This is a genomic window from Aestuariirhabdus haliotis (assembly GCF_023509475.1).
In the GTDB taxonomy this organism is placed as follows: domain Bacteria; phylum Pseudomonadota; class Gammaproteobacteria; order Pseudomonadales; family Aestuariirhabdaceae; genus Aestuariirhabdus; species Aestuariirhabdus haliotis.
On the sequence record NZ_JAKSDZ010000031.1, the window covers coordinates 13,250 to 35,169 of the forward strand.

20 protein-coding genes are annotated in these 21,920 nt (G+C 51.2%); 11 read left to right on the forward strand and 9 right to left on the reverse strand.

Going from position 1 to position 21,920, the window contains the following annotated elements; all coding sequences use genetic code 11:
- Nucleotides 1-17 precede the first annotated feature (17 nt).
- From MIB40_RS14655 to MIB40_RS14670, 4 genes are all read left to right on the forward strand, one after another.
- A complete protein-coding gene (locus MIB40_RS14655) occupies nucleotides 18-1,301 on the forward strand; it encodes an ABC transporter permease (RefSeq protein ID WP_249695761.1) in 1,284 nt (427 codons plus the stop codon).
- Between the two features lie 5 nt (nucleotides 1,302-1,306).
- Nucleotides 1,307-2,155 carry an ABC transporter permease gene (locus MIB40_RS14660; protein ID WP_249695772.1) on the forward strand — a complete coding sequence of 283 codons (849 nt, stop codon included), beginning with the start codon at nucleotides 1,307-1,309 and terminating at the stop codon, nucleotides 2,153-2,155.
- A gap of 121 nt (nucleotides 2,156-2,276) precedes the next feature.
- Nucleotides 2,277-3,152, forward strand: coding sequence for a 4-hydroxy-tetrahydrodipicolinate synthase (dapA, locus tag MIB40_RS14665; RefSeq protein WP_249695777.1), 876 nt, complete (start codon nucleotides 2,277-2,279; stop codon nucleotides 3,150-3,152).
- A 12-nt stretch (nucleotides 3,153-3,164) separates the two neighbouring features.
- Nucleotides 3,165-4,652, forward strand: coding sequence for an aldehyde dehydrogenase (locus tag MIB40_RS14670; protein WP_249695780.1), 1,488 nt, complete (start codon nucleotides 3,165-3,167; stop codon nucleotides 4,650-4,652).
- 104 nt (nucleotides 4,653-4,756) lie between these two features.
- Here MIB40_RS14670 and MIB40_RS14675 read toward each other — a convergent pair whose 3' ends face one another.
- Nucleotides 4,757-7,711, reverse strand: a complete 2,955-nt coding sequence (locus MIB40_RS14675; RefSeq protein ID WP_249695781.1) for an alkaline phosphatase family protein — start codon at nucleotides 7,709-7,711, stop codon at nucleotides 4,757-4,759.
- A gap of 291 nt (nucleotides 7,712-8,002) precedes the next feature.
- Here MIB40_RS14675 and MIB40_RS14680 point away from each other — a divergent pair, with 291 nt between their 5' ends.
- Nucleotides 8,003-8,344, forward strand: coding sequence for a hypothetical protein (locus MIB40_RS14680; RefSeq protein ID WP_249695784.1), 342 nt, complete (start codon nucleotides 8,003-8,005; stop codon nucleotides 8,342-8,344).
- A 76-nt stretch (nucleotides 8,345-8,420) separates the two neighbouring features.
- On the opposite strand, the gene MIB40_RS14685 is transcribed toward MIB40_RS14680, so the two are convergent.
- Nucleotides 8,421-9,860, reverse strand: coding sequence for a DEAD/DEAH box helicase (locus MIB40_RS14685; RefSeq protein WP_249695786.1), 1,440 nt, complete (start codon nucleotides 9,858-9,860; stop codon nucleotides 8,421-8,423).
- Nucleotides 9,861-10,157: 297 nt separating this feature from the next.
- Between MIB40_RS14685 and gltS (MIB40_RS14690) the strand changes: the two genes are divergently transcribed.
- Entirely contained in the window at nucleotides 10,158-11,423 is a 1,266-nt protein-coding gene (gene gltS / locus MIB40_RS14690; protein WP_249695788.1) for a sodium/glutamate symporter, read from the forward strand.
- Nucleotides 11,424-11,522: 99 nt separating this feature from the next.
- The gene (locus tag MIB40_RS14695) at nucleotides 11,523-12,734 is read left to right on the forward strand and encodes a potassium/proton antiporter (RefSeq protein ID WP_249695791.1); all 1,212 of its coding nucleotides are present in this window, start codon (nucleotides 11,523-11,525) and stop codon (nucleotides 12,732-12,734) included.
- Between the two features lie 6 nt (nucleotides 12,735-12,740).
- Here the strand turns inward: MIB40_RS14695 and gltS (MIB40_RS14700) are convergent, their stop codons facing one another.
- On the reverse strand, nucleotides 12,741-13,976 hold the full coding sequence (gltS, locus tag MIB40_RS14700) for a sodium/glutamate symporter (protein WP_249695793.1): 1,236 nt from the start codon (nucleotides 13,974-13,976) through the stop codon (nucleotides 12,741-12,743).
- Between the two features lie 166 nt (nucleotides 13,977-14,142).
- On the opposite strand from gltS (MIB40_RS14700), the gene MIB40_RS14705 reads away from it, so the two are divergent.
- Both MIB40_RS14705 and MIB40_RS14710 read left to right on the forward strand, forming a co-directional pair.
- Nucleotides 14,143-15,027 carry a substrate-binding periplasmic protein gene (locus MIB40_RS14705; protein ID WP_249695795.1) on the forward strand — a complete coding sequence of 295 codons (885 nt, stop codon included), beginning with the start codon at nucleotides 14,143-14,145 and terminating at the stop codon, nucleotides 15,025-15,027.
- Nucleotides 15,014-15,373 carry a hypothetical protein gene (locus MIB40_RS14710; protein ID WP_249695797.1) on the forward strand — a complete coding sequence of 120 codons (360 nt, stop codon included), beginning with the start codon at nucleotides 15,014-15,016 and terminating at the stop codon, nucleotides 15,371-15,373. Before MIB40_RS14705 ends, MIB40_RS14710 begins: the two co-directional genes overlap by 14 nt.
- 64 nt (nucleotides 15,374-15,437) lie before the next feature.
- Here MIB40_RS14710 and MIB40_RS14715 read toward each other — a convergent pair whose 3' ends face one another.
- The 5 genes from MIB40_RS14715 to MIB40_RS14735 form a co-directional block, all read right to left on the reverse strand.
- Complete coding sequence (locus MIB40_RS14715) at nucleotides 15,438-15,824, reverse strand: hypothetical protein (RefSeq protein ID WP_249695799.1); 387 nt, start codon at nucleotides 15,822-15,824, stop codon at nucleotides 15,438-15,440.
- Nucleotides 15,825-15,976: 152 nt separating this feature from the next.
- Nucleotides 15,977-16,618: an HAD family hydrolase gene (locus tag MIB40_RS14720; RefSeq protein WP_249695801.1), complete on the reverse strand. Its 642-nt coding sequence runs from the start codon at nucleotides 16,616-16,618 to the stop codon at nucleotides 15,977-15,979.
- Between the two features lie 246 nt (nucleotides 16,619-16,864).
- Entirely contained in the window at nucleotides 16,865-17,362 is a 498-nt protein-coding gene (locus MIB40_RS14725) for a hypothetical protein (protein ID WP_249695803.1), read from the reverse strand.
- A gap of 234 nt (nucleotides 17,363-17,596) precedes the next feature.
- Nucleotides 17,597-18,205 carry a hypothetical protein gene (locus MIB40_RS14730; RefSeq protein ID WP_249695805.1) on the reverse strand — a complete coding sequence of 203 codons (609 nt, stop codon included), beginning with the start codon at nucleotides 18,203-18,205 and terminating at the stop codon, nucleotides 17,597-17,599.
- 163 nt (nucleotides 18,206-18,368) lie between these two features.
- Nucleotides 18,369-19,205, reverse strand: coding sequence for an AraC family transcriptional regulator (locus MIB40_RS14735; RefSeq protein WP_249695807.1), 837 nt, complete (start codon nucleotides 19,203-19,205; stop codon nucleotides 18,369-18,371).
- A gap of 113 nt (nucleotides 19,206-19,318) precedes the next feature.
- On the opposite strand from MIB40_RS14735, the gene MIB40_RS14740 reads away from it, so the two are divergent.
- Together MIB40_RS14740 and MIB40_RS14745 are read left to right on the forward strand one after the other, a co-directional pair.
- Nucleotides 19,319-19,756: an organic hydroperoxide resistance protein gene (locus MIB40_RS14740; RefSeq protein WP_249695808.1), complete on the forward strand. Its 438-nt coding sequence runs from the start codon at nucleotides 19,319-19,321 to the stop codon at nucleotides 19,754-19,756.
- Nucleotides 19,757-19,781: 25 nt separating this feature from the next.
- Nucleotides 19,782-20,708, forward strand: coding sequence for an alpha/beta fold hydrolase (locus MIB40_RS14745; RefSeq protein ID WP_406566469.1), 927 nt, complete (start codon nucleotides 19,782-19,784; stop codon nucleotides 20,706-20,708).
- Between the two features lie 166 nt (nucleotides 20,709-20,874).
- On the opposite strand, the gene MIB40_RS14750 is transcribed toward MIB40_RS14745, so the two are convergent.
- Nucleotides 20,875-21,399, reverse strand: a complete 525-nt coding sequence (locus MIB40_RS14750) for a P-loop NTPase family protein (protein WP_249695810.1) — start codon at nucleotides 21,397-21,399, stop codon at nucleotides 20,875-20,877.
- Nucleotides 21,400-21,920 lie beyond the last annotated feature (521 nt).

Below are 21,920 nucleotides of genomic sequence, written 5' to 3' on the forward strand. Positions count from 1 at the left end.
CACCAGAGGATAAGCAGATGAAACCACAAGAGAGTGTCGCACCGTCGACTTTTTTTACGATGCAAAAAGTGTTGAGCCGAAAAAAGAATCCGGGACTCAAGGAAAAACTACGCCGGGCAGAACGCTGGAACAGAATCAAAGCCTTCTTGCTGGTCGTTCCCCTACTGGTGTTTGTCGGTATCAGTTTTATCGGTCCCATCACCGAAATGCTACACCGCAGCGTATACGACCCTCTGGTGGCAGACAATTTGCCCAAAACCATCACCGCCTTGCAAAACTGGGATCGCCAGGCATTGCCCGAGGAGGCAGCATATCGCGCCCTGGTTACCGAACTCCTGTCGCTTCAGAAGCAGCGTATCTTGCCCAAGGTGGCTGGCCGCCTGAACACCGAACAGTCAGGGATGCGCAGCCTGATGACAAAGAGTGCGCGAAAACTCTCTCGCCTGTCAGTGATCGACAATGCCAAAGAATCACTTATCGCCATCGACCAGCGCTGGCAACAGATCGGCTACTGGAGTGCCATCGCAAACCTGGATTCCCGCTATACGCTGAGCCATTATCTGGCCGCTGTGGATATGCGATATGACGAACAAGGTGACATTACCGCCCAACCAGAGCAGCGCCAGATCTATAAATCACTATTCATCAAAACCCTGGGCATATCGCTGGCCATCACCCTGCTCTGCTTGCTACTGGGTTATCCTCTGGCTTACATGTTGGCCACCCTGCCCGACAAGCAATCCAACCTGTTGATGATCATGGTGTTGTTACCCTTCTGGACTTCTCTGCTGGTGCGTACCACCTCCTGGATTGTATTGCTGCAAACCGAGGGGGTGATTAATGACGTGCTGATGGCATTGGGCGTGATCGATGAGCGCATCCAGATGATTCACAATCTGTTTGGCACCTTGATAGCCATGACCCACATTCTGCTCCCCTTTATGATCTTGCCCCTGTACAGCGTGATGAAAGGTATTTCTCCCACCTATATGCGTGCGGCTCGATCACTGGGCGCCAACCCGGTGTATGCCTTCATCAAAATCTATATGCCGCAGACCTTACCCGGGGTCGGGGCCGGAGCAATACTCACCTTTATTCTGTCCATCGGCTTTTATATTACCCCCGCTCTGGTGGGCGGTCGAAGCGGGCAAATGGTGTCCAATTTTATTGCTTACCATATGCAGACTTCGCTCAACTGGGGGCTGGCAGCCGCCATCGGTGGCATTCTGCTCGCCGCCGTACTCCTGCTCTACTACGTCTATAACCGCCTCGTCGGTATCAACAGTTTGAAAATGGGGTAACTCAGATGTCTCTACCAACCTATTGCACACCGCTGGAACGAATAGCCCATCTCTCGTATCGATTATTTTGTTACGGAGTGCTTTTTTTCCTGGTGATGCCGATCCTGATTATTATCCCGCTGTCATTTAATGCCGAGCCCTACTTCTCTTTCAGTGAAGGCATGCTAAACCTCGACAGCAGTGCTTTTTCCCTGCGTTGGTACCAGGACATGGTGAACAACAGCCAATGGATCAACGCACTGAAAAACAGTTTGATCATCGCTATCGCCTCAACCTTTCTCGCAACCAGTCTTGGCACCCTGGCTGCACTGGGTTTAGCGCGCAACGATATGCCGTTGCGTAATCTGGTCATGGCATTGCTGATATCCCCGATGATCGTTCCGGTCATTATCGCAGCGGCCGGCATGTATTTTTTCTACACCAAACTGGGTATGGGACAGACATACACCGGCGTTATTTTGGCTCATACCGTATTGGGTGTGCCCTTTGTCGTCATCACAGTGACATCAACTCTGGTTGGATTCGATCATAGCCTGACCCGAGCCGCTGCCAATCTGGGGGCCAGCCCGAGTCGTACCTTTTTCAAAATTACCATGCCTCTGATTCGACCGGGTGTTATTTCCGGGGGACTGTTTTCATTTGGCACTTCCTTCGATGAGGTGGTGGTTGTCCTCTTTATCAGCGGAGTTGAACAACGTACGGTGCCGCGGCAAATGTGGTCCGGCATACGCGAACAGATCAGCCCGACCATTCTCGCGGTTGCCACTTTGCTTATTGTTCTGTCGATATTGCTGCTGGTGACACTGGAACTGCTACGCAGAAGGAATGCACGAATGCGTGGAATACGCGAATAACTCTGACCGATTTATCTCAACCGGGGCGTCTCAATGAGGCGGCCCACCCCATCAAAAAAAGGTAACGATACCCCTTTCACAAGAAGGGCAACCACACTTTGTCTGAAAAGAGGATTTTGTAATGAATATTGAAGGCGTGTTAGTCCCTGTAGTCACCCCGTTCGACGAGCAGAATAATGTCGATTATTCCGCGCTCGGCAAACTATTGGATCACCTTATCGAAGCCGGCGTTCGCGGTATTGTGGCCTGCGGCACGACCGGAGAGTACTACACCTTCAACGACGAAGAGCGGCACGGGGTTATGTCATTTATCGCCGACCATGTCGGTGACCGCGCCCTGTTGATTGCCGGCGTCAACGATACCTATACCGCCGGATCGATCCAAAAAGCCAAACAGGCCAAAGCGATGGGTTATCAAGGATTGATGCTGGCGCCACCCATCTATTGCCTGCCCCAGGAAAACGAAATCATCTGCCATTTCAAAACCGTCAGCCGGGAAGCCGACATGCCCATCATCATGTATAACTTCCCCGCGCGTTCAGGGGTAGAGATAAGTGTCGAGGCGGTGATCGAGCTAAGCCATGATAAAAATATCATAGGCATCAAGGAAAGCAGCGGTGATTTCAGTCGAGCCCTGAGTTTAATCAACGCTGGCCTGAGCAATTTCGAAGTGGTCTGCGGCTCCGACGACCAGGCGGCCGATTATCTGTTCTGGGGTGTACGCTCCTGGATCGGAGGCGCTGCAAACTATCTGGCCGAATCCCACGTGCAATTAATCGACGCCGCCAAGCAAGGCGACTTTTCAACACTGCGCACGATCATGCAGCGTATCTTGCCAGTCATCAAAGATCAGGAATCGGCCGACTATAACCAGAAAGCCAAACTGGGTTGCGCACAGATCGGCATTCCCGTGGGCACCGTACGGGCGCCACTTTTACCGATTTGTGATAAAGACAAAGCCATCTTTCTTGGCAAATTAAACCAGGCAATTCAATAAATGGAGGCCACCATGTCTTGTACCAAAGAACATATTTTTGACTCAGCTCGTGACGGGAAACTGGTAGCCCGTGCGTTGATTGATACGGATACGATGCCTCAGGAAGAGGCCTTTTTCGACACATTAAACCCCTTTGACAACAGCGTTATCGGTCAAGTGCAACGTTGCGATACACGGCACGTAAACGCAGCCGTAGAGGTCGCCCGAAGCTGTTTTGAGTCGGGCGACTGGTCCAGACTATCGCCAAGCGAACGCAAAATCATTATGCAACGCTGGGCCGCCCTGGTCGAACAGCACAGCGAGGAGCTGGCCGCGCTGGATTGTGTCGATGGAGGAAAACCCATTAGTGAATGCCTGGCGACGGACATTCCGGAATCGATTCAAACCCTGTCCTGGTACGCCGAAGCGATCGACAAATTGTTTGGCAAAGTGGCCCCTACCGGTTGCGATACCCTGGCGATGATCGTCAAGGAACCGGTCGGTGTCGTCGCCGCAATCTTGCCCTGGAATTTCCCGGCACTGATGTTTGTCTGGAAAGTAGCACCTGCCCTGGTGGCTGGTAACTCGGTCATCGTGAAACCGGCAGAACAGACTTCATTGAGCGCCTATCGGCTGGTGCAGTTAGCCTATGAGGCGGGTATTCCGGCTGGCGCCCTATCCCTGGTGACCGGTTTCGGTGAAGAAGTTGGACACCCCCTGGGCTTGCATCAGGACATTGATATGGCGTCCTTTACCGGGTCAACAGAGGTGGGCCGGCTGTTTCTTGGTTATGCGGCACAAAGCAACCTCAAGGGTATTGTGTTGGAATGTGGCGGCAAAAGCCCGCAAGTGATTTTCCAGGACGCCTATGCACTGGAAGAGATCGCCGACGACATACTCTCCGCCGCGTTTTGGAATATGGGGGAGAACTGCAGTTGTGGTTCGCGTTTGATTGTTCACCGGACGATCAAAGATGAACTTCTGAGTGTACTCAAAGCGCGCCTGGCAAGCTGGAAGGTGGGTAACCCTCAGGATCCCGATGTATCCATAGGGCCTATGGTCGAACAGGTTCATTTCGACAAGGTCTGTTCGCACCTGGAGAATGCCAAAGCCGAGGGCGCCAGGTTGGTATGGGGCGGTAGATTATTAGAAGACGGGGCAGGCATGTGCATTGAGCCCACCATCTTCGATGACGTAACACCACAAATGACGCTCTTCCAAGAAGAGGTATTTGGTCCCGTTCTGGCGGTGACCTGTTTCGATAGCGAAGAGGAAGCCATCGCCTTGGCCAACGATACCGACTATGGTTTAGCCGCTTCTCTCTATACCGCCGACGTGCGCCGCGCGCATCGGGTCTCCCGCGCCATTCGGGCGGGCACCGTATCGGTGAATTGCTTCTCCGAAGGCGACATCAGCACTCCTTTCGGGGGCTATAAGCAGTCCGGTTTTGGCGGCAGGGACAATGGCGCCGAAGCGTTCGAGCAGTACGTCGAAACCAAAACCATCTGGTACGCCAACTAGCAGACCTGGTCATAAAGCACCTTTCTGAACCCAGGTTCCGGAAGGTGCTTTATGGTCAGCAAAACGATTTCTGTCGGGTTAAAACTCTGGCTGACTTATCCCCGCTATTGCTGACGCGTTTCGTCGAGTAACAGCTGCGGCAGCAATGAGGGATAGCCCCAGCCGGCCTCGCCCACCACGACCCGTTCTCCCGTTAGGAACTCATACAAAGTGGGGGCCAGGGAACCATTGTCGACCGATTCCATCTGCTCAACAGCCTGACTCGGCTTACCCCAAAAACCGACAAAGGCGTCCTTTTCCAAATAATGCTCGCCGGCATGTCGCCCTGGCACAATGGTATTAAAGCCGATGCCTTCACCCGGAAACAGGTTGATGGTGCCGGCCCTTGATTCATCGTACAGGTGAGCCAGCTGATTCACCGAATCGGGCCTTGGCGTCAGGCGCGTCAACTGTCGCCACTGGGCCTCGCTACACCAACTATCGGGTTGGTCCAATACTGGTTGCTGCAAACAACGCTGCAGCAGATCCTCTTTCTCGAAGCTCTCCTGCGCCGTTAGCGGTGCCGCAAAGGGATTGGCCTGCTGCAACTCCAGCAAGGTACCCGCCTGCGCAACCTGCCAGGAATTAAGCGGGCGAATAAACATCGGATCTTGGGTGCTCTGTGCGTACAGCACACGGTCACCCTCGCGTTGAATGATCTCATCAACACGCTGACCATCACGATGTCCTACCAGGCGCAAAGTACAACGCTCAATGCTGCAATCCGATTCGCGCAGTACCAGATAATCGAGACTCTCCTTAAGCCGGCTCGACAGCTCCTCAACCATATCGACAGACTGAACCACTCCCTGCTTATTGCTCGGCAGGTCATAATCGATCATCTCCGAATACAGGGGCTGCACCTTCCAGCCCCTGCCAGAGTTGAAAAAGTCCATCATAAAGTTGCCCCCCGCCGTGGAGGCCACCACCACATCCGCGCCCTTAAAACTGGGAGGATTCAGCGCATTGGTAATCTTGAAGCCTTCGCCTTCATCCGAGGAGATCTTGCGAATATCCAGATCCACGTCGTAGTCTTTTTCCAGATAATCCAACGCCTGCTTTTCAGGGTTTAATGCGAAATACACCGGTGCCAGTCCGTGATCCCCCGCCATGCCCCACAGGGTATTGTCATAAATACCCGCGTTCTTGTAGGCCTGGGTGAGTTCGCTGATCCAGTAATCGAGGCGGTTAAGCTCACCGGTAGGCGCAATAATCTCATCGCTGAAGGCCCCTTTAAAATGGGCAAAATGATCGGGCCAGGGGTTATACACCAGCACATAATCGGGCATTCCCTGAGTATCCAGGGCCGCCAACTGTTGAATAGCATCCTCAATGGTTTTCTTTTTGGTCCAGCGGGTTAGCGGCGACCAGGCACTGATCTCCTGAAACGCTTGAATGTCCTCGATCAGTTGCTGGCGGGCTTGTTGCACCCGGGGTTCCACTTCGGCGCGGCGCTGAATTTCGCGCATACAGCGGCTTTCACCAAAGTCCCGCACGGCTTCTCCCAAGCCAAGATTGACCAAACCGTCGTAAGCGGTCAGGGCATTCCAGTCATACTGGGCATTGCAGTTCAGGGTTTTCAGGTAATCGAGCCGGTCGAACATGGTTTGCATACCCCGACTGGCCGCCAGTCTATCCAGCTGCAAGGCATCGTTGCCAAAGAAGTAATAGGCCCGGTCCTTATCTCGATCGACAAAATGGAAATTGGGAATCCCCGTGCCGCCGTTGCCGGCCACCGTAGCGCCGGTTTTGATGATCGGCAGATTACGCACACTGATGGTCGGCGTGGAGGAGACTCCGAAGCGGGCAATGCCTTTACTCGACTGCTGATACAGGGTTTTAAAGAACGGCAAGTAAGCCGGGTCATCCATCGCGCTTTGTTTGTCTTCAATCAGCTTGAGCAAGAAATCATGTTTAGGAACATGCTCCGGCGAAGCAACCGTTTCGTTGTCGGGACGATAGGCTTCCTTATTGCGAGCCCGATCATAGACCGCGCTCAACAAAGGTGACTTTTGCTCATCTGCCAGCGCCGCCATTAAACCTTGCTGCAAACCGTCAACGGTTATCTGCACCGCAAAACGCTTGCTGCTCTGTTGTTCCAGAAAGTGAATCAACGACTGCGGGTTATCATCAAAAGTATTTTGCATCCATTGACCGAAGGCTTCGGTGCGTGCTTCTTTACGGGCAAATTGACGATACGCCTTGAGCACATTGAGCCGGACAAAATCGATCAGGGTGATGGTGATCGCCTGAGCCTTGCTATTCACTTCCGGGCTGCCTGGATTCTGCCCCTCTTGCACAATGCCTTCCAATGCCGTTTTCATCTCGTCAGCGTCCAGCCCCTCGGCGTATCGAGACATCACATCCAGGACAATCGTCTGGATTTTTGCAATCAGTGCCAGGTCTTCTGGCGAGCGGGAGAGGTAACTGTATTGCTCGGGCAGTTTGCGCCCCAACAACCATTCGTCATTATTAAACAGCACATCGTAGACGGTAACCAGAGCGGCGATAAACTGAGAATTGAGCATCGACTGCTCGGCACCGTCGGCCGCTTCCGCATCATCAGCAACCGGATCGGCAAGGCTAAACAGCGAATGTTCCCATTGCTGTAGCTGCTCAGTGGTATAGGTTTGCAACAGATACTGACGGAAGCGGTCTTCACCGTCGAGGCCACCGTACTGGTCGTAAAACAGGTAGAGAAAATGCCCAAGCTGAATGGAATACACCGGGTTGGACAGCCGGGAGATTACCCGGGCTTTGACATCCGCCTCCAGCGGCAATGTCAGGATATAGGCATCCAGACTCATACCCGCAATGGTAAAGAGGGCAACATCCCGCCCGGTACTCACCGTTGCCTCTACGCCGCCGAAGATCTGTTCCTTAAGAATTTTGCTGGTGTTGTAGGCTGCGCCAACCACCGGCGTACTGCCAATATCCGACGATGCCGTACCCGCAAACGGCAACAAGCCACAGAGTAAACTGGCCCGCAATAACGAGCGAGCGTTTAGTATCGAGTGCATACCCCACCATCCCTAGCAATTAAATCAGGGGACAGTGTACTCGCGTGTAAGTTATCTATGAAGGCCCCTCCAATGAAGACAACGGGACTCTGGCTTTCAAGCGACCTGTCTACTCAATAGACATGGATAAATGCCCAGCACTGACAACAAGCAACTATAGGGCTAGTCTTCGAGGGCGACTATCGAGAGCCACCCGGCTGCGGCGTGAACGCGGCGGGGAACTGTCCCTCGCCAGTTGCATCTAACTCTCAGTATTTGAAAAACCAAGTGAGAACCCGGAACAGGCAGAGAATGACAGCACCCATCTACAAACGCCCGCACAAATTTGAATACGGCCCGGTCTCTCTGGGAGTCTTCAAAGCGTTGCTATGGGGCACCGCACTGGTTGGTTTTATCGCCCCTGTTTCGCTGACCTACTACGTGGCCTTTCTGCTTTTTCTGGCCTTTGGCCTGCGTCCCCTAATCGAACGTACCGGCCTCTTTGAGTATTACCAACACTTTCGCTGCACCCTTGATGAACGACTGAATCGCAAGCAACTGGCCCAGCGTGACCAGGAGATCGAGCGCAAGCGCCGGGACGACCGCTACCGCCACGCCCGCCGAAAAGATCCTCGCTTGCCGAAAAACTGGTGATCGAGTGCCCCTACCCAGAAACAACAAACCCCTCACAGTGGAGGGGTTTGTTGTTTACAGCCTGAAAGAAGCAGCGCTAGCTGGCTGTTGCCGGCCGTCGGCTAGAGCGCCGCCCGGGTTTACCCAAACCAACGGAGGTTTTCCGCGCGGCGGGCTTGGCAGCTCCATCGCCTTCTTTACGAGCAGCGGGTTTTGAGATCCGATTGCCAGTGGCTTTGGCGCCACCACCCTGACGGGATGCATTCGAGCCACCGGAACGAGTACCTTGCTGGCTTTTAGCTTGTTTCGGCGGATGGCTCTTATCTTGCTTGGGCTGATGGCTCTTGGCTTTCTTTGGTTTTTTCGGCTTCGCCGGAGACTTCAAGGGCCGGTCAGGCAGTTCCTGGCTGGGCTGGAAATTTTCCACGACCAGGCGCTCCAGCTTGCTCTGGATCAGGCGCTCGATCGAAACCAGTTCCTTCATCTCATCGACACATACCAGGGATACCGCTTTGCCGGTCGAACCGGCACGACCGGTACGGCCGATCCGGTGCACATAGTCTTCGGCGACATTGGGCAGATCAAAGTTCACCACACGGGGCAACTGCTCGATATCCAGCCCGCGAGCCGCGATATCGGTAGCAACCAGGACCTGCACCCTGCCATCCTTGAATCCAGCTAATGCACGGGTGCGAGCACCCTGACTTTTGTTGCCATGGATCGCCATCGCCTCGATGCCATCCTTGCCCAGCTTATCGGCCAGACGGTTGGCACCATGCTTGGTCCGGGTAAACACCAGCACCTGCCCCCACTGCTCGGTGCGAATCAGGTGACTGAGCAGCGCCGGTTTACGGGATTTATCCACCGGGTGCAGGCACTGTTCAACCGTCGGCGCGGTGCTGTTAGGCGGCGAGACAGAGACACTCTGGGGGTTGTTCAAAATACCGCCTGCAAGGCGCTTGATCTCATCGGAAAAGGTGGCCGAAAACAGCAGATTCTGACGCTTGGCAGGCAGCACCTTGAGAATACGGCGAATATCGTGGATAAAGCCCATATCGAGCATGCGATCGGCCTCGTCCAGCACCAGACATTCGAGGTGATCAAACTTGATCGCATTCTGGCTGTACAGATCCAGCAGACGACCCGGGGTCGCCACCAGCACATCGACCCCTTTGCGCAAGGCCATCATCTGCGGGTTGATCTTGACGCCGCCGAACACCACAGTAGAACGCAAATTCAGGTAACGCCCATACTCGCTAACACTCTCGCCCACCTGAGCCGCTAGTTCCCGGGTCGGCGTCAGAATCAGGGTTCTGACATGATTGGCCCGCGCGGGCTTGCCGTCGGCCAGGCGATGCAACAGCGGCAAAGTAAAACCGGCGGTCTTACCGGTTCCGGTTTGGGCAGCGGCCATCAGGTCGTGCCCGCTCAAAACAACAGGTATGGCCTTGGCCTGAATGGGCGAAGGAGTGGTATAGCCTTGATCAGCCACCGCCCGCAATAGCGGTTCGGCCAGGCCGAGGGAAGAAAACGTCATAAAGTGGAGTGTCCTGACGGCAGAGCGCCGCGCAATCTGAAGGTGTTTCTGAGAGCCCTGTCAGGATGATAAAACGATCTGCCTGGCTCGTGTGGCGCGCATCATAGCCGAAAGCCGGGGCGGATACGATCATTTTCTGCACGATCTTTAGCCAACTCGCTCACAGGCATCAAAACCCGGAACCACACCGCTATTCTCCGGCCCAGATTAGCTGTACTCAAAAACCGATAAGAATGACTGGCAGAGTCAATACGGACTAAACTCCTACATGCAAGTGGCTAAGGACTAAAGCACATCATGGAATCGATCGTTGAAATTGGCACTACTTACCCTATTGGCGGGCTCAAACTACTGGTCATGGCCATACTGGTACTCTATCTCGGAGAGTTTTTAACCCACAGATTCCCCTTCCTGCTCAATAACAACATTCCTGCCGCCGTGACCGGAGGCTTATTGTGCAGTTCAGCTTTAGCCTTGCTGAGTCACTTCGAGATTGCCCACCTTGATTTCGAGCTGGAGTTACGGAACTCATTACTCCTCATATTTTTCAGCACCATTGGCCTCACTGCCAAGTTCAGTGCCCTTCTGATAGGTGGACGGGCGATGATCCTGCTCATCACTGTGTGCACCCTGTTTATTCTATTCCAGAACGTGGTCGGTATCCTGATCGCCAGCCTGATCGGACAGGAGACCGTTTACGGACTCTTTGTCGGTAGTATCTCGCTGGTCGGGGGGCACGGCACCGCCATCGCCTGGGGCGAAGTTGCCACCGAAGATGGCATCCGCGGCGCCGCCGAACTGGGCGTCGCCGGAGCCACGCTGGGGTTAATTATTGGTGGATTGATCGGTGGACCGGTCGCAGGTCGGCTGATTCGAAAAAAACAGTTGAGTTATGTCGAATCTGATGCAATTGGTGCAAACCATAGCGCCCCCGCCAACCAGAATAACAGCGAGACCGAACCTGCAGCTTCCAAGTCCAATCCGATCAAACATTATGTCAGCATTCGTGACTTCCTCGGCACAGTGTTGGCCCTGGGGCTCTGCCTCGGCTTTGGCGAGGCGGTTAACCATTATCTGTTTTCCTACGAGATTCGCTTGCCGGGCTTTCTCACCGCGATGATGGTTGGCGTCGTCATCACTAACATCACATCCCCCCTGAAAAAGGATGTGGACCCCGATGCTATCAACCTGATAGGCGGCGTCTCTCTGCACCTGTTTTTGGCCATGAGCCTGATGAGCATGGACCTGTTATCGCTGGTTAATTCAGCCGGCCTGCTGCTCACAACGATGGTGGCGCAGACCATTTTGATCATATTTTTTGCCACTCATATTGTCTTCAAAATGATGGGCAGCGACTACGACGCGGCGGTCATTACCGGCGGTTTTATCGGCATGGGACTGGGCGCCACACCCGTCGCCATCGCCAACATGACCGCCATTTCACGAGAGCATGGCCCCTCTATGAAGGCTTTACTGGTAGTTCCTTTAGTGGGTGCCTTCTTCATTGATCTAGTCAACGCCGTGGTGATCGAGCTTTTCCTGCGGCTGCCCTTTATGAGTTAATAACCCATCAGTCGGTATTGACTCAAGGCCTCCCTGTTCAGCATTACCACCAAGATGGCAATCAGCAGGGCCCGCCGCTAACCGGGGAAGCACTCGCGTATGTCGCTCGAATGGATCATGATTTTCTTTGCCTCGCTGATTGCGATCGGCATTTTGCTGCACCATCCGGCGCGTACGCTCGGGCTGCCCTCGCTGCTGATCTTTATGTCTGTCGGGCTGGCGTTGGGCAATGGTGAGTTTGATTTCGTCTATGACAATATCAGTGCAACCGCGATCGTCGGCTCCATGGCCCTCAACCTGATTGTGTTTACCGGGGGCATCAACAGCTCCTATACCAGCATCCGGGTGGCTTACCGTGAAGGGGGGATGCTTTCAACCTTTGGGGTCCTCTTCACTACGCTGTTTTTCAGCCTCATTCTGTACTACATCATCGATCTGAACTTTATTCTTTGTCTGCTGTTTGCCGCCATCGTTTCCTCTACCGATGCGGCCGCCGTATTTTCCATTCTGAAATCGCAAAAACTGAATCTGAAAGAACAAACCAGCACCGTGCTGGAATTTGAGTCGGCCACCAATGACCCGGTCGCCCTGTTAATGGTTGTGCTCTTGACCGGTCTGGCTCTGGAAGCTGGGGCCGAACCGCTGTCCGCCTCGAGTATTGGCCTTGAACTGCTCATGCAGATAGTGGTGGGTCTGGGCATGGGATGGGGCATCGGGAAGCTGTCTGTTTGGCTACTGAACCGTATCAAACTGGAAGAATATGGTCTTATCCCGGTGTTTGTCCTGAGCACCTTTATCCTGGCCAGCTACGGCGCCGATGCCCTGGGCGGTAATATTCTGATCGCCTCCTATGTCAGTGGCGCCATTATTGGCAACGAACTGGTACGGGGTAAAGAGCTGAGCAAGCATTTCTTCAACAGCCTGTCCTGGCTGGCCCAGGCGCTGATGTTTATCATTCTTGGCCTGCAGATTTTTCCACAACAACTGATTGGCGTTTTTACCCTGTCAATCCTGCCCGCCGCGCTGCTGATCCTGGTCGCCCGTCCGCTGGCGGTATTTCTCTGCTATCTGCCATTTCGCAAGGCCAGCTGGCGTAAACAACTGTTTGTATCGGCGATTGGCCTGAAGGGAGCCACCCCGATTGTCTTTGCCCTGATACCGGCAGCGGCCGGCGTCCCCGAAGCCTTGACCATCTTGCATATGGTGTTCTTTGTGGTGCTGGTTTCGGTGTTTGTGCAAGGGGGAGCGATCGCCCCCCTGGCTCGGGTTCTGAAACTTGAACAAGAGGATCAGAACCCGACGGCGTCCTGACCGCTTTTAGCCACTGAAGGTGGCCAGGAACCAGGGAATCATCACGGCGTTGGCCAGATCGATAAAGAAGGCACACACCAAAGGCACAATAATAAAGGCCAGGTGGGAGTTACCGTAGCGGGTTGCCACCGCGGACATATTGGCCATAGCCGTGGGTGTCGAGCCCAGGGAGATACCGCCAAAACCGGAGCAGATGACCGCCGCATCGTAATTTTTGCCCATGGCCGGGAACACCACAAAGATATTGATCAGAACCGCGACCGCGAACTGTACTCCCAAAATGGTAAAGATCGGTCCGGCCAGATCAACCAGTGACCACAGCTGCATACTCATCAGGGACATGGCCAAAAAAGCACCCAGCGACAAGTCAGCGATCAGGGCAATTTCCGGCTTGCGCGTCGGCCACTCGGTGCCGGTAATGCGAGGAAATTTTTTCGGCACCAGGTTGGTGATCATAATGCCGGCAAACAAACAGGTCACAAACAAAGGCAACTGAAGCCCAAAACCTTCAATAACCTCGTTCAGAATCAAACCCAGAATGGCCGATATATGAATGGCCAGTACCGCATCAAGAAAACCAAAAGCGGTAATAGTGACGCCCTCTTCCTTTTCCGCCACCCCAATATCCAGAGCCTCTTTCTCTGCGGGTTGCAGCTTATGCTTGTTAATCAGGAATTTGGCGATCGGCCCGCCCATCAAACTGGCCAGAATCAAACCAAAGGTGGCACTGGCAATACCAATTTCCATGGCGTTGCTGACGCCATAATCCTCAGCAATCCTCGGTGACCAGGCGATGGCAGTACCATGGCCGCCAATCAGGGAGACGCTGCCCCCTAACAAACCAACCGCGGCATCGAGATCAAACAGCGTAGCCACACCAATCCCCGTCAGGTTCTGGACCAGCATATAGCCGATGGTGATGCCCAGCAGAATAATCAGGGGCATGCCGCCCTTCAGCAGATCCTTCAGATTGGAGTTGATACCAATGGTGGTAAAGAAATAGACCAGCAAGACATCGCGGGCTTCGAGGTTGAAGTCAATATCGACCGGAATCACCAGATAAATCAAAGCAAACAGAAGGGAAAACAGAATACCGCCAGTGACCGGCTCGGGAATACTGAACTCTTTCAGAAAACCGATGGCATTGTTCAAACGGCGACCCACAAAGAGTACGACTATTCCCAGGGTCAACGTAAACAATGCATCGACATGCAGCACATTGGCGACTTCATCAAACTCCATTGATGGCTCCTTGATTTTTTTATAGTAAACGTTTTGATTATTGATAATGAGCTAATGGCTACATCCTAGCAAACATCAGGGTTAACTGCCTGTCCCTAGTCACACTTGACGGGTTCACAGGCCTTACATAGGCTTGAATAAACCGCCATATTCAGGAGCCTGCCCCATGAGTCGATCATCGATGTTTTCTCCTGCTATCAACACTGCCTGCCAAAAGAGGGGATCAAAGGAACACCCCGTCACGGGGGCAATAGTGATAAGCCTGTTTTTATTAAGCGCTTTAATCCCGCTACGCGCCCTTGCCGCCAATATTGTGTTATTGACCAATAGCGAATGGCCGCCCTATTTCAGTGAAGGACAGAAACACTACGGCATTGGCTCTCATATTGTTACCGAAGCCTTCGCCCTGGAGGGAATCGAGGTTGAATTTCGCTTCTTCCCCCCTCGCCGCGCGCTGGAATTGGCCAAAAACGGTGATTTCGACGGCACCGTCGGCTGGCAGCTAAACGAGGAACGCAAACAATTCCTGATTGCCAGCGACACCATCTGGAAAACCGATTGGGTCTTCTTTCACCTCAAATCCACCCAATTTGACTGGAACAGCTTTTACGACCTGGGCGACCTGCGAATAGGCGGCACCGTGGGTTATATGTACACCCCGGAATTTCAACAGGCGGAGCGAACGGGCCTATTCAGTCTGGACCGCGGGCCATCGGACGATCAGGGTATGAAAAAGCTTATGGCCAGGCGCTTCGATATATTTCCGCAAATCAAAGAGATCGGCTATTACCAGGCCTCCCGTCTCTTTACTCCGGAACAACGCGCCCTGCTGACCCATCACCCCAAAGCCTTTGGTCACCATAAAGACCAGCTGCTCTTATCCAACAAAAACAAGGACAGTGCGCAATTGATGGAGCGCTTCAATAGAGGGCTGAAAAAGCTTCGTGACAGCGGCAAGATGCAAGCATTCTTTGATGCTCTGGAGCGTGGCGAGTACAATCTCCCCACTGATAGTTCTTCACCTTCTGGAACCCTAGATGCAACTGAATGACCCTTTTGGCCGTATGGCAACCAAACGCCAACGCGAGTACGAAGTCGTCCGTGAATCCCTGCAAGGCTCCGATGTCACGACACCGGAAGCCGGTCAAGACTTGCTGAACAATATACGTCAGCGCGGCAAATGGATGATGGGACTGGCTGTCCCGGTGGCCCTGGTGCCTTCTGTTATTGTCCCGCAGTTTGCCCTGGCCTTTATTGTCACCGGCGTCCTCTTTATCGCCTGGACCTTTACCACTACCCGCAACGGCTTGCGTTATGTGCAGCGGTATATTGATGAAGAGTTGTCAGCCCCACCGGCCTCAGGCGAGGAATCTGCGTCTGAGACCGGCTCTGCCTGATTTAATACCCCGTTTTTTTGTATTGGCTGAAACGAGCAGGTATTCATATCCGGCCAAGAGTTTTCTATAGCTCTGGTGATCCATTTGAATACCTATTTTTTTGATACCCACCAAAGAGTGAAATACTAAAAAAATCATCGGATCTGCCAGAACTTGGGGTGAGCACCAGTCCATCTAACTGACCTTGATTGTATTGAGCATACCGATGAAGGGAATAACAACCCCAAAAACCACATTCGCCACCGCATACTGTCTGGTATGCTGAACCGGTAAAAGGGGTTTCACTTCCGCGCTCGTATACAACCCGTTCCCTGATTTCCAAATCGACATCGATATCTTTTGCATCGCTTAACAGAACACGGCAATAGATCAAATCAGCGGCTAGTATAAACAGCGGAATAAGTATGCAAGCCGATACGGCCAATACTGTTTTTTTAAGAGATATTGTCATAAATTGATTAGTACACAAGGGCACTAAAAAGTTCGTTGCTTACCCAGATTAACTCATATTAATTCCGAGCACCCTTGGCCGGTGGGGTGGGTATTGACGGAGCTTGTTTTTATCGAATGATTCATTGATCTCGTGACCCGGAACTGGACCACTTAGCAGAAACCGATTAGCGACATCACCTGATTGATATTTCTGAGATCATAAACGGACTGAGCGTGTTCTATACGACTACCGACCAGCACGAAATTATAACCGAGCTCGCTACTGGCTTTTTTATCCCAGGCTGCATCACCAAAATAGGTGACACTGTGCTTTGCATCTACATGCGCCCTTTGGATTGCGGCCTTCATGATCTCTGCTCTTGAGTAGTGATCATTGGATGAGGCAATAGCAATGCCGGAAACATCGATACCTGCGGATTGAAGCTTTAATGTTGCCGATTCTTTCCACCCCCCTGTTGCAATAGAGAGGCTTGCCGCTTCATGTGCCTTTAAGTATTTGATTAACGCTGAGGCTCCAGCTATTTCATTAACAGGGTTCTGTGATACATACCTGTTCAGTTTTGCTATAAAGCGATGCTTTACAGAGCGATGAATTTGTTCAAGGTTTTCAGTAATCCCCTGCCTATACAAGTGCTCATTGAGGATCCCTGCATCAGAAACATGCTTATAGCCATCCCAGTTTGAATCTATTTTATGGCCAAGAACCTCTGAAACTGCCGCGACAAAGCATTCTTCATCGAAGTCGTATGATTCAATCAGGGTTCCATCAACATCAAACATTATATGATGCAATATCACCTCCTTAGCGATATAAGAGCACTGAGGAAAAAGTCTACCAAAGTCCGACACCCAGATTCCGCATACCCTGGTAATATGTGCCCGCTATTCCATGAACTCTATTCAGATCAATCAATATTTAGCATCAGGTAAGCCAGACTGCGGGGTCCACACCAAAATTGATACTCTACCCATACCTATTAATAAAAATCCATGTAAGGCGACTCGGGGGTTCTTAAAAAATGCCACCTGAACGCCCTGCTAGACAATACCTCTACGACGCCTATAAACAAACCACCCGTAAAGGCCTACCAGAACCGGGGATGACAGGATTGAAAAATAGGTAATCAGCAAAAGGATCGTATAGGCACTGTCGTTTGCCGACCTCTCATGTTCCTCCAAGCCGGCCATCAGTTTAAAAACCACATGCTCCAGGTTTAAGGCTGCCAACACGGCGACTATTAGGGTTAGCGGCAGTAGTGTGGCAACAATAACGCAAAAGCCTGACAAGCGAGCCACCGACTTCAGGTACTTGAACAACAAGGCTACCCGCCAGATAGCGACCACAGCCAGAAACCAGACATTTGCCAGCTGCGCCGATTGCAGCGACATAAACCGCTCAACCGGTATGGCATAGAGGATTGCCGGCGGCGATGTTAGAGAGACAAAGAGCAGTACATTCTTATAGCTCCAGTTGGCGGGCTTCAAGGGTAATATGATGACCCAGAGTATAAAGGCCAGGACGAAAATATAGCCCACAGAGCCTAATCCCATATATTGCCAAAGATCAGCCCTGGGGTTATCCCAGTACCGCCCAACACCACATAACCACGTAACCCCTATACCAAAAGCCAGGTATCCGTTAAACAGGGATAGATCCAGCTTGAACTGACGGAAGGTTAATAGCTTGATTTCGTCCGAAAGGATTTTTCTTAACTGAGTGATAGAGAGGCCTTCCTATGGTTCTGAACTTTGGATTTAATTCCACACTCTTTAAATCTCAAGATGATATGAAGAATAAATCAGGATACCAACAAAGATAAGAACTACACTCACTGTCGCCCGTTTCGTATTTTTATAAGCCTTTTCTCCAGACTTCACAACCTGCCACTCTTTTTTTAGCAAGTCTTGAGATAACCGAACAACATCATTGATTAGATTCTTGATTTCATACTTGTTAGACATCGAATCAGGGTCTGATAAATGTTCTTTCGCCTTTTCTAATTTACTAATTAGCTCGGAATCTTCCTCTCTGTTTAGCCGCAAGAGAACCCGATATCGACACTCATCAAATGTCATCAAGTCACGCCTTGATGACTTATGAAAATCCTCCAGCCAATCCGTCCCTTCAAACGCATTCTCTTTTGCATTTTCCCGAATCTGAATTAGCTGCCATGAATTAGAAATTCTATCAATGCATGAGGTGATTTTTGATATATCATCCCTTAATGAATCAATCCAGTCCTGGCGAAACTCTGAAATTTTCCCCTCTTTTTGATTGATAAGAGAAACAAATGAAAAGATGCCAGTGAGCGTTGCCGCTACAACGCCGCCTAAAGCAATAAACACCGTGTTTGGTAATTCAGCAATCTGTACGTCCATATAGTATCTCTAGCCTCCATTCCTGAAATACAAATACGAGAATTTAACAAATCATCAACGTCATTTAACGGGCAATAAGGGCTCTGCTCCCTAATTGTTTCTTACTTTGAATATAACATAAGACTTGTAGCTGACTGAACGTTTCCAACTGCGCACAGTAGTCTTACTCAGGGGTAACCTTAACGTGGTTTAGCCACTCTCTCGGTGAAAGACCACATTGCGCTTTAAATGCCCGCGATAAAGCTGATTCGCTTTTATACCCCGCTTCCTCCGCCACCAATTTTAAGGACTGCCCGCTTTTAATCCATTTCTGCACCAAGCCAATTCGCCAGCGCTGTAAATACCTGGCAGGGGTTTCGCCCAGGGTTTCGCGAAAGGCATTCGAAAATGCGCTACGTGACATATGTGCCTCGGCGGCCAGGCTTGCAACAGTCCAGTCAACTTCGGGGTTTTCATGTATCGCGACGATTGCCCGGCGCAATTTCTCATTAGCCAGCCCCGCAAGCATTCCTACTTTGGCAGCACCTTGCTCCATAAATTCTCTTAAAAACTGCACCATCAGTACTTCAAAAAGCCGATCCAATACCACCTGGCGGCCACAATTGCAGGCACTGGCCTCGGCGAAGAGTAATGACACAACTTGCTCGCAATGGGGCAGTGATGCGAGAGGTGAACAAAAGCTGTCAGGCAAAGCGTTGGCAATGGGATTGGCTTGTTCTCCCTCGAAGGATAGGTTCGCACAAAGAAAATCAGCGCCGGCCTCATTATCGGTAACAAAATGCCTGGGCAATGGCCTGGGGTAAAAGAGCAAACTGGGCTGCTCCACTGCGTAAGCTTTCTTGGTGCCGTGCCAAACTTCCACGTTACCGGAACGAATCAAATGCAATTGCCCTGAGGATGCCGCCAGCTCTACGGCATTACGGCCGCACAAAGCGCCGGACTGAAAGTGCTGCGCCCTAAGCGAGAAGTGTTCAAACAAAGAAGCTAGACGATCAACCATAAAATACGCCTGCAATGTTTTGCGTCCTAAATGTATCATTTAAGACAGCTTTGTCCAGCATAATGAGCCCTCATCAACGCAAACCCACCAACAGATTTAAGAGGACTCAGATTATGAAACCCGAAAAGATCGTTTACAGCGCACAAGCAATATCAACCGGAGGACGTGAGGGTTACTCAGAATCAAGCGATAAAGCGCTTGCCATAAAGCTTTCCACCCCCAAGGCATTAGGCGGTGCCGGTGGTGATGGTACTAACCCAGAGCAGTTATTCGCAGCCGGCTATTCCGCATGCTTTCTGGGTGCGCTGAAATATGTTGCGCAAAAACAAAAAGTAGCACTGCCAGAATCAACCAATGTCGCTGCCGAAGTAGGCATTGGCCCTGTTCCTAACGGTTTTGCCCTTGAAGTGACATTGACGATTTCAATCAACGGTGTTCCCGAAGAGCAGGCGCAAAGCCTGATAGAACAAGCCCACATAGTCTGTCCTTACTCCAACGCTACTCGCAACAATATCGATGTAAAGCTGGTGTTGAGTAAGCAAACCCAATAATTTTCTAATCAACTGGAGAGCTAACATGAAGCATCTAATACGTAGACTGGCCATTGGCATGATGGGCGCTGCATTATTGACATCGACGGCGTTTGCAGGCGATGACTACCAACGGAGTGCAAGTACAATAACCACCAAGGACAACGTAGAAATTTACTACAAAGACTGGGGCCCCAGAAATGGCGAAGTTGTGACCTTTAGCCACGGCTGGCCACTAAGCTCCGATAGCTGGGAATCACAAATGCAATTTTTGGCTGAGCAAGGTTATCGTGTGGTAGCGCATGACCGCAGGGGCCATGGACGCTCGTCGCAACCCTGGGAAGGCAATGACATGGACCACTACGCCGACGATCTCGCCGAGGTGATCGAAACACTCAGACTGAAAGATGTCACCCTAGTCGGGTTTTCAACCGGAGGTGGAGAAGTGGCACGCTACATTGGGCGTCATGGCACAAAAAATGTGAAGCGCGCTGTATTGGTGAGTGCGGTGACACCTTTTATGCTAAAGACAGAAGACAACCCCATTGGGCTAACGTTAGATGTCTTTGATGGTATCCGAAAAGGTCACGCTGAAAACCGTTCGCAACTCTATTTGGATATTGCCTCAGGACCATTCTTTGGCTTCAATCGCCCTGGCACTAAGCCATCGGACGGTCTAGTTCAATCGTTCTGGCGACAGGGCATGATGGGTGGCGCAAAGAATACCTATGATTCGATAGCGGCATTTTCGGCAACGGATCTTCGCGGCGACCTCGCCAAGTTTGACGTACCAACTCTGGTGATACATGGCGACGACGATCAAATTGTGCCCATTGAGCTTTCAGGCATACCTGCGGCGAAGATAGTGAAAGGCGCCAAGCTGATGATTTACACAGACGCTCCACACGGTATTACCGATACGCATAAAGATCAGCTTAATCAGGACTTGTTGAATTTCTTACAAGGGCAGTAAAGAAAGCCCTAATCTAAAGAAGCCGGTGCTTGCATCGGCTTCTTTTTCGGCAAGCACACGGAGTGAAGCCGAAAAGTGGTGCACATGGAAGTTGAATTCGGGAACCGTCCGCTATTTTTGGGAAAACCTCACTCTGCCCCTTAAATTATTGGTCTGGTTAATGCATTTATCGCACATTCCTTTCTACAAAGCTGTTTAGCTCAGAAAGCGAACGAACCACATGTAGTGACTTATTAGCCGACTGTTTCTCTAACCTCTGCAAAAAGCCATCATTCCAAAATTTCGGACAAAGTTTTAACACTTTATAGCTTTCTAGTGTTCCCTTCAGTACCGAACTTCCATCAGGCCACCCCTCAGGCTTTAAAAATAGTCCTTTTAAGAACCGTTTTGTCACTAACCAATAGGTAGTCGAGTAAGGCAATTCTATGTAGATCAATGTATCAGCTTTTTCTAAACGTCTATTAAATGAATCCAATGAATTAATTGGCCCGAAGCCTTCTATGATCCAAGCTTCAGATGAGAGAATATTCTCGTGAGCTTCAACGTAGCTCTGTCGATCTATTTCTTCTCCATTTTCTTTATATAAAATTGAGTCTAAGGCATGCAATTCTATGCCTGTAGCTGATGCAATTTTTTTACTTAAAGTGGATTTTCCACTACCGGGCTTACCAAAAACAGCTACTTTTTTCATTCTACCTCCCTTCAATTAGAACAAAGCACCCGAGGCAGAAACAACAAACCCGCCTCTAGGGCGGGTTTGATAAATTAGTAACGCATCAAAAATCCCACCATTCCTATGGAATGATGATAATTCGAACTGTCTGTTGCGTAAGATTCATATTCATTCGGTCATACTGATAGACGGGCAAGTTAATGTCAACCACGTCATCTCTGAATAATGCGGGTCAAACCTTGAGTACCAACCTTGAGGGTCAGACCTTACATTTCACACTTGGTCCGATAGTGAGAAGAGAAATGTCAAATGTAAGGCCTGACCCCATAAATTCAGAACCGTTTTGTCACTAACCAATAGGTAGTCGAGTAAGGCAATTCTATGTAGATCAATGTATCAGCTTCTTCTAAACGTCTATTAAATGAATCCAATGAGTCAATCTTGAGGGTCAGGCCTAATAAGATGACTCGCCTCCCACCCTAAACTAGGCTGAAGGTGACGAAACCCAAGAGGCGAATCATCATGAATATTCAAACACT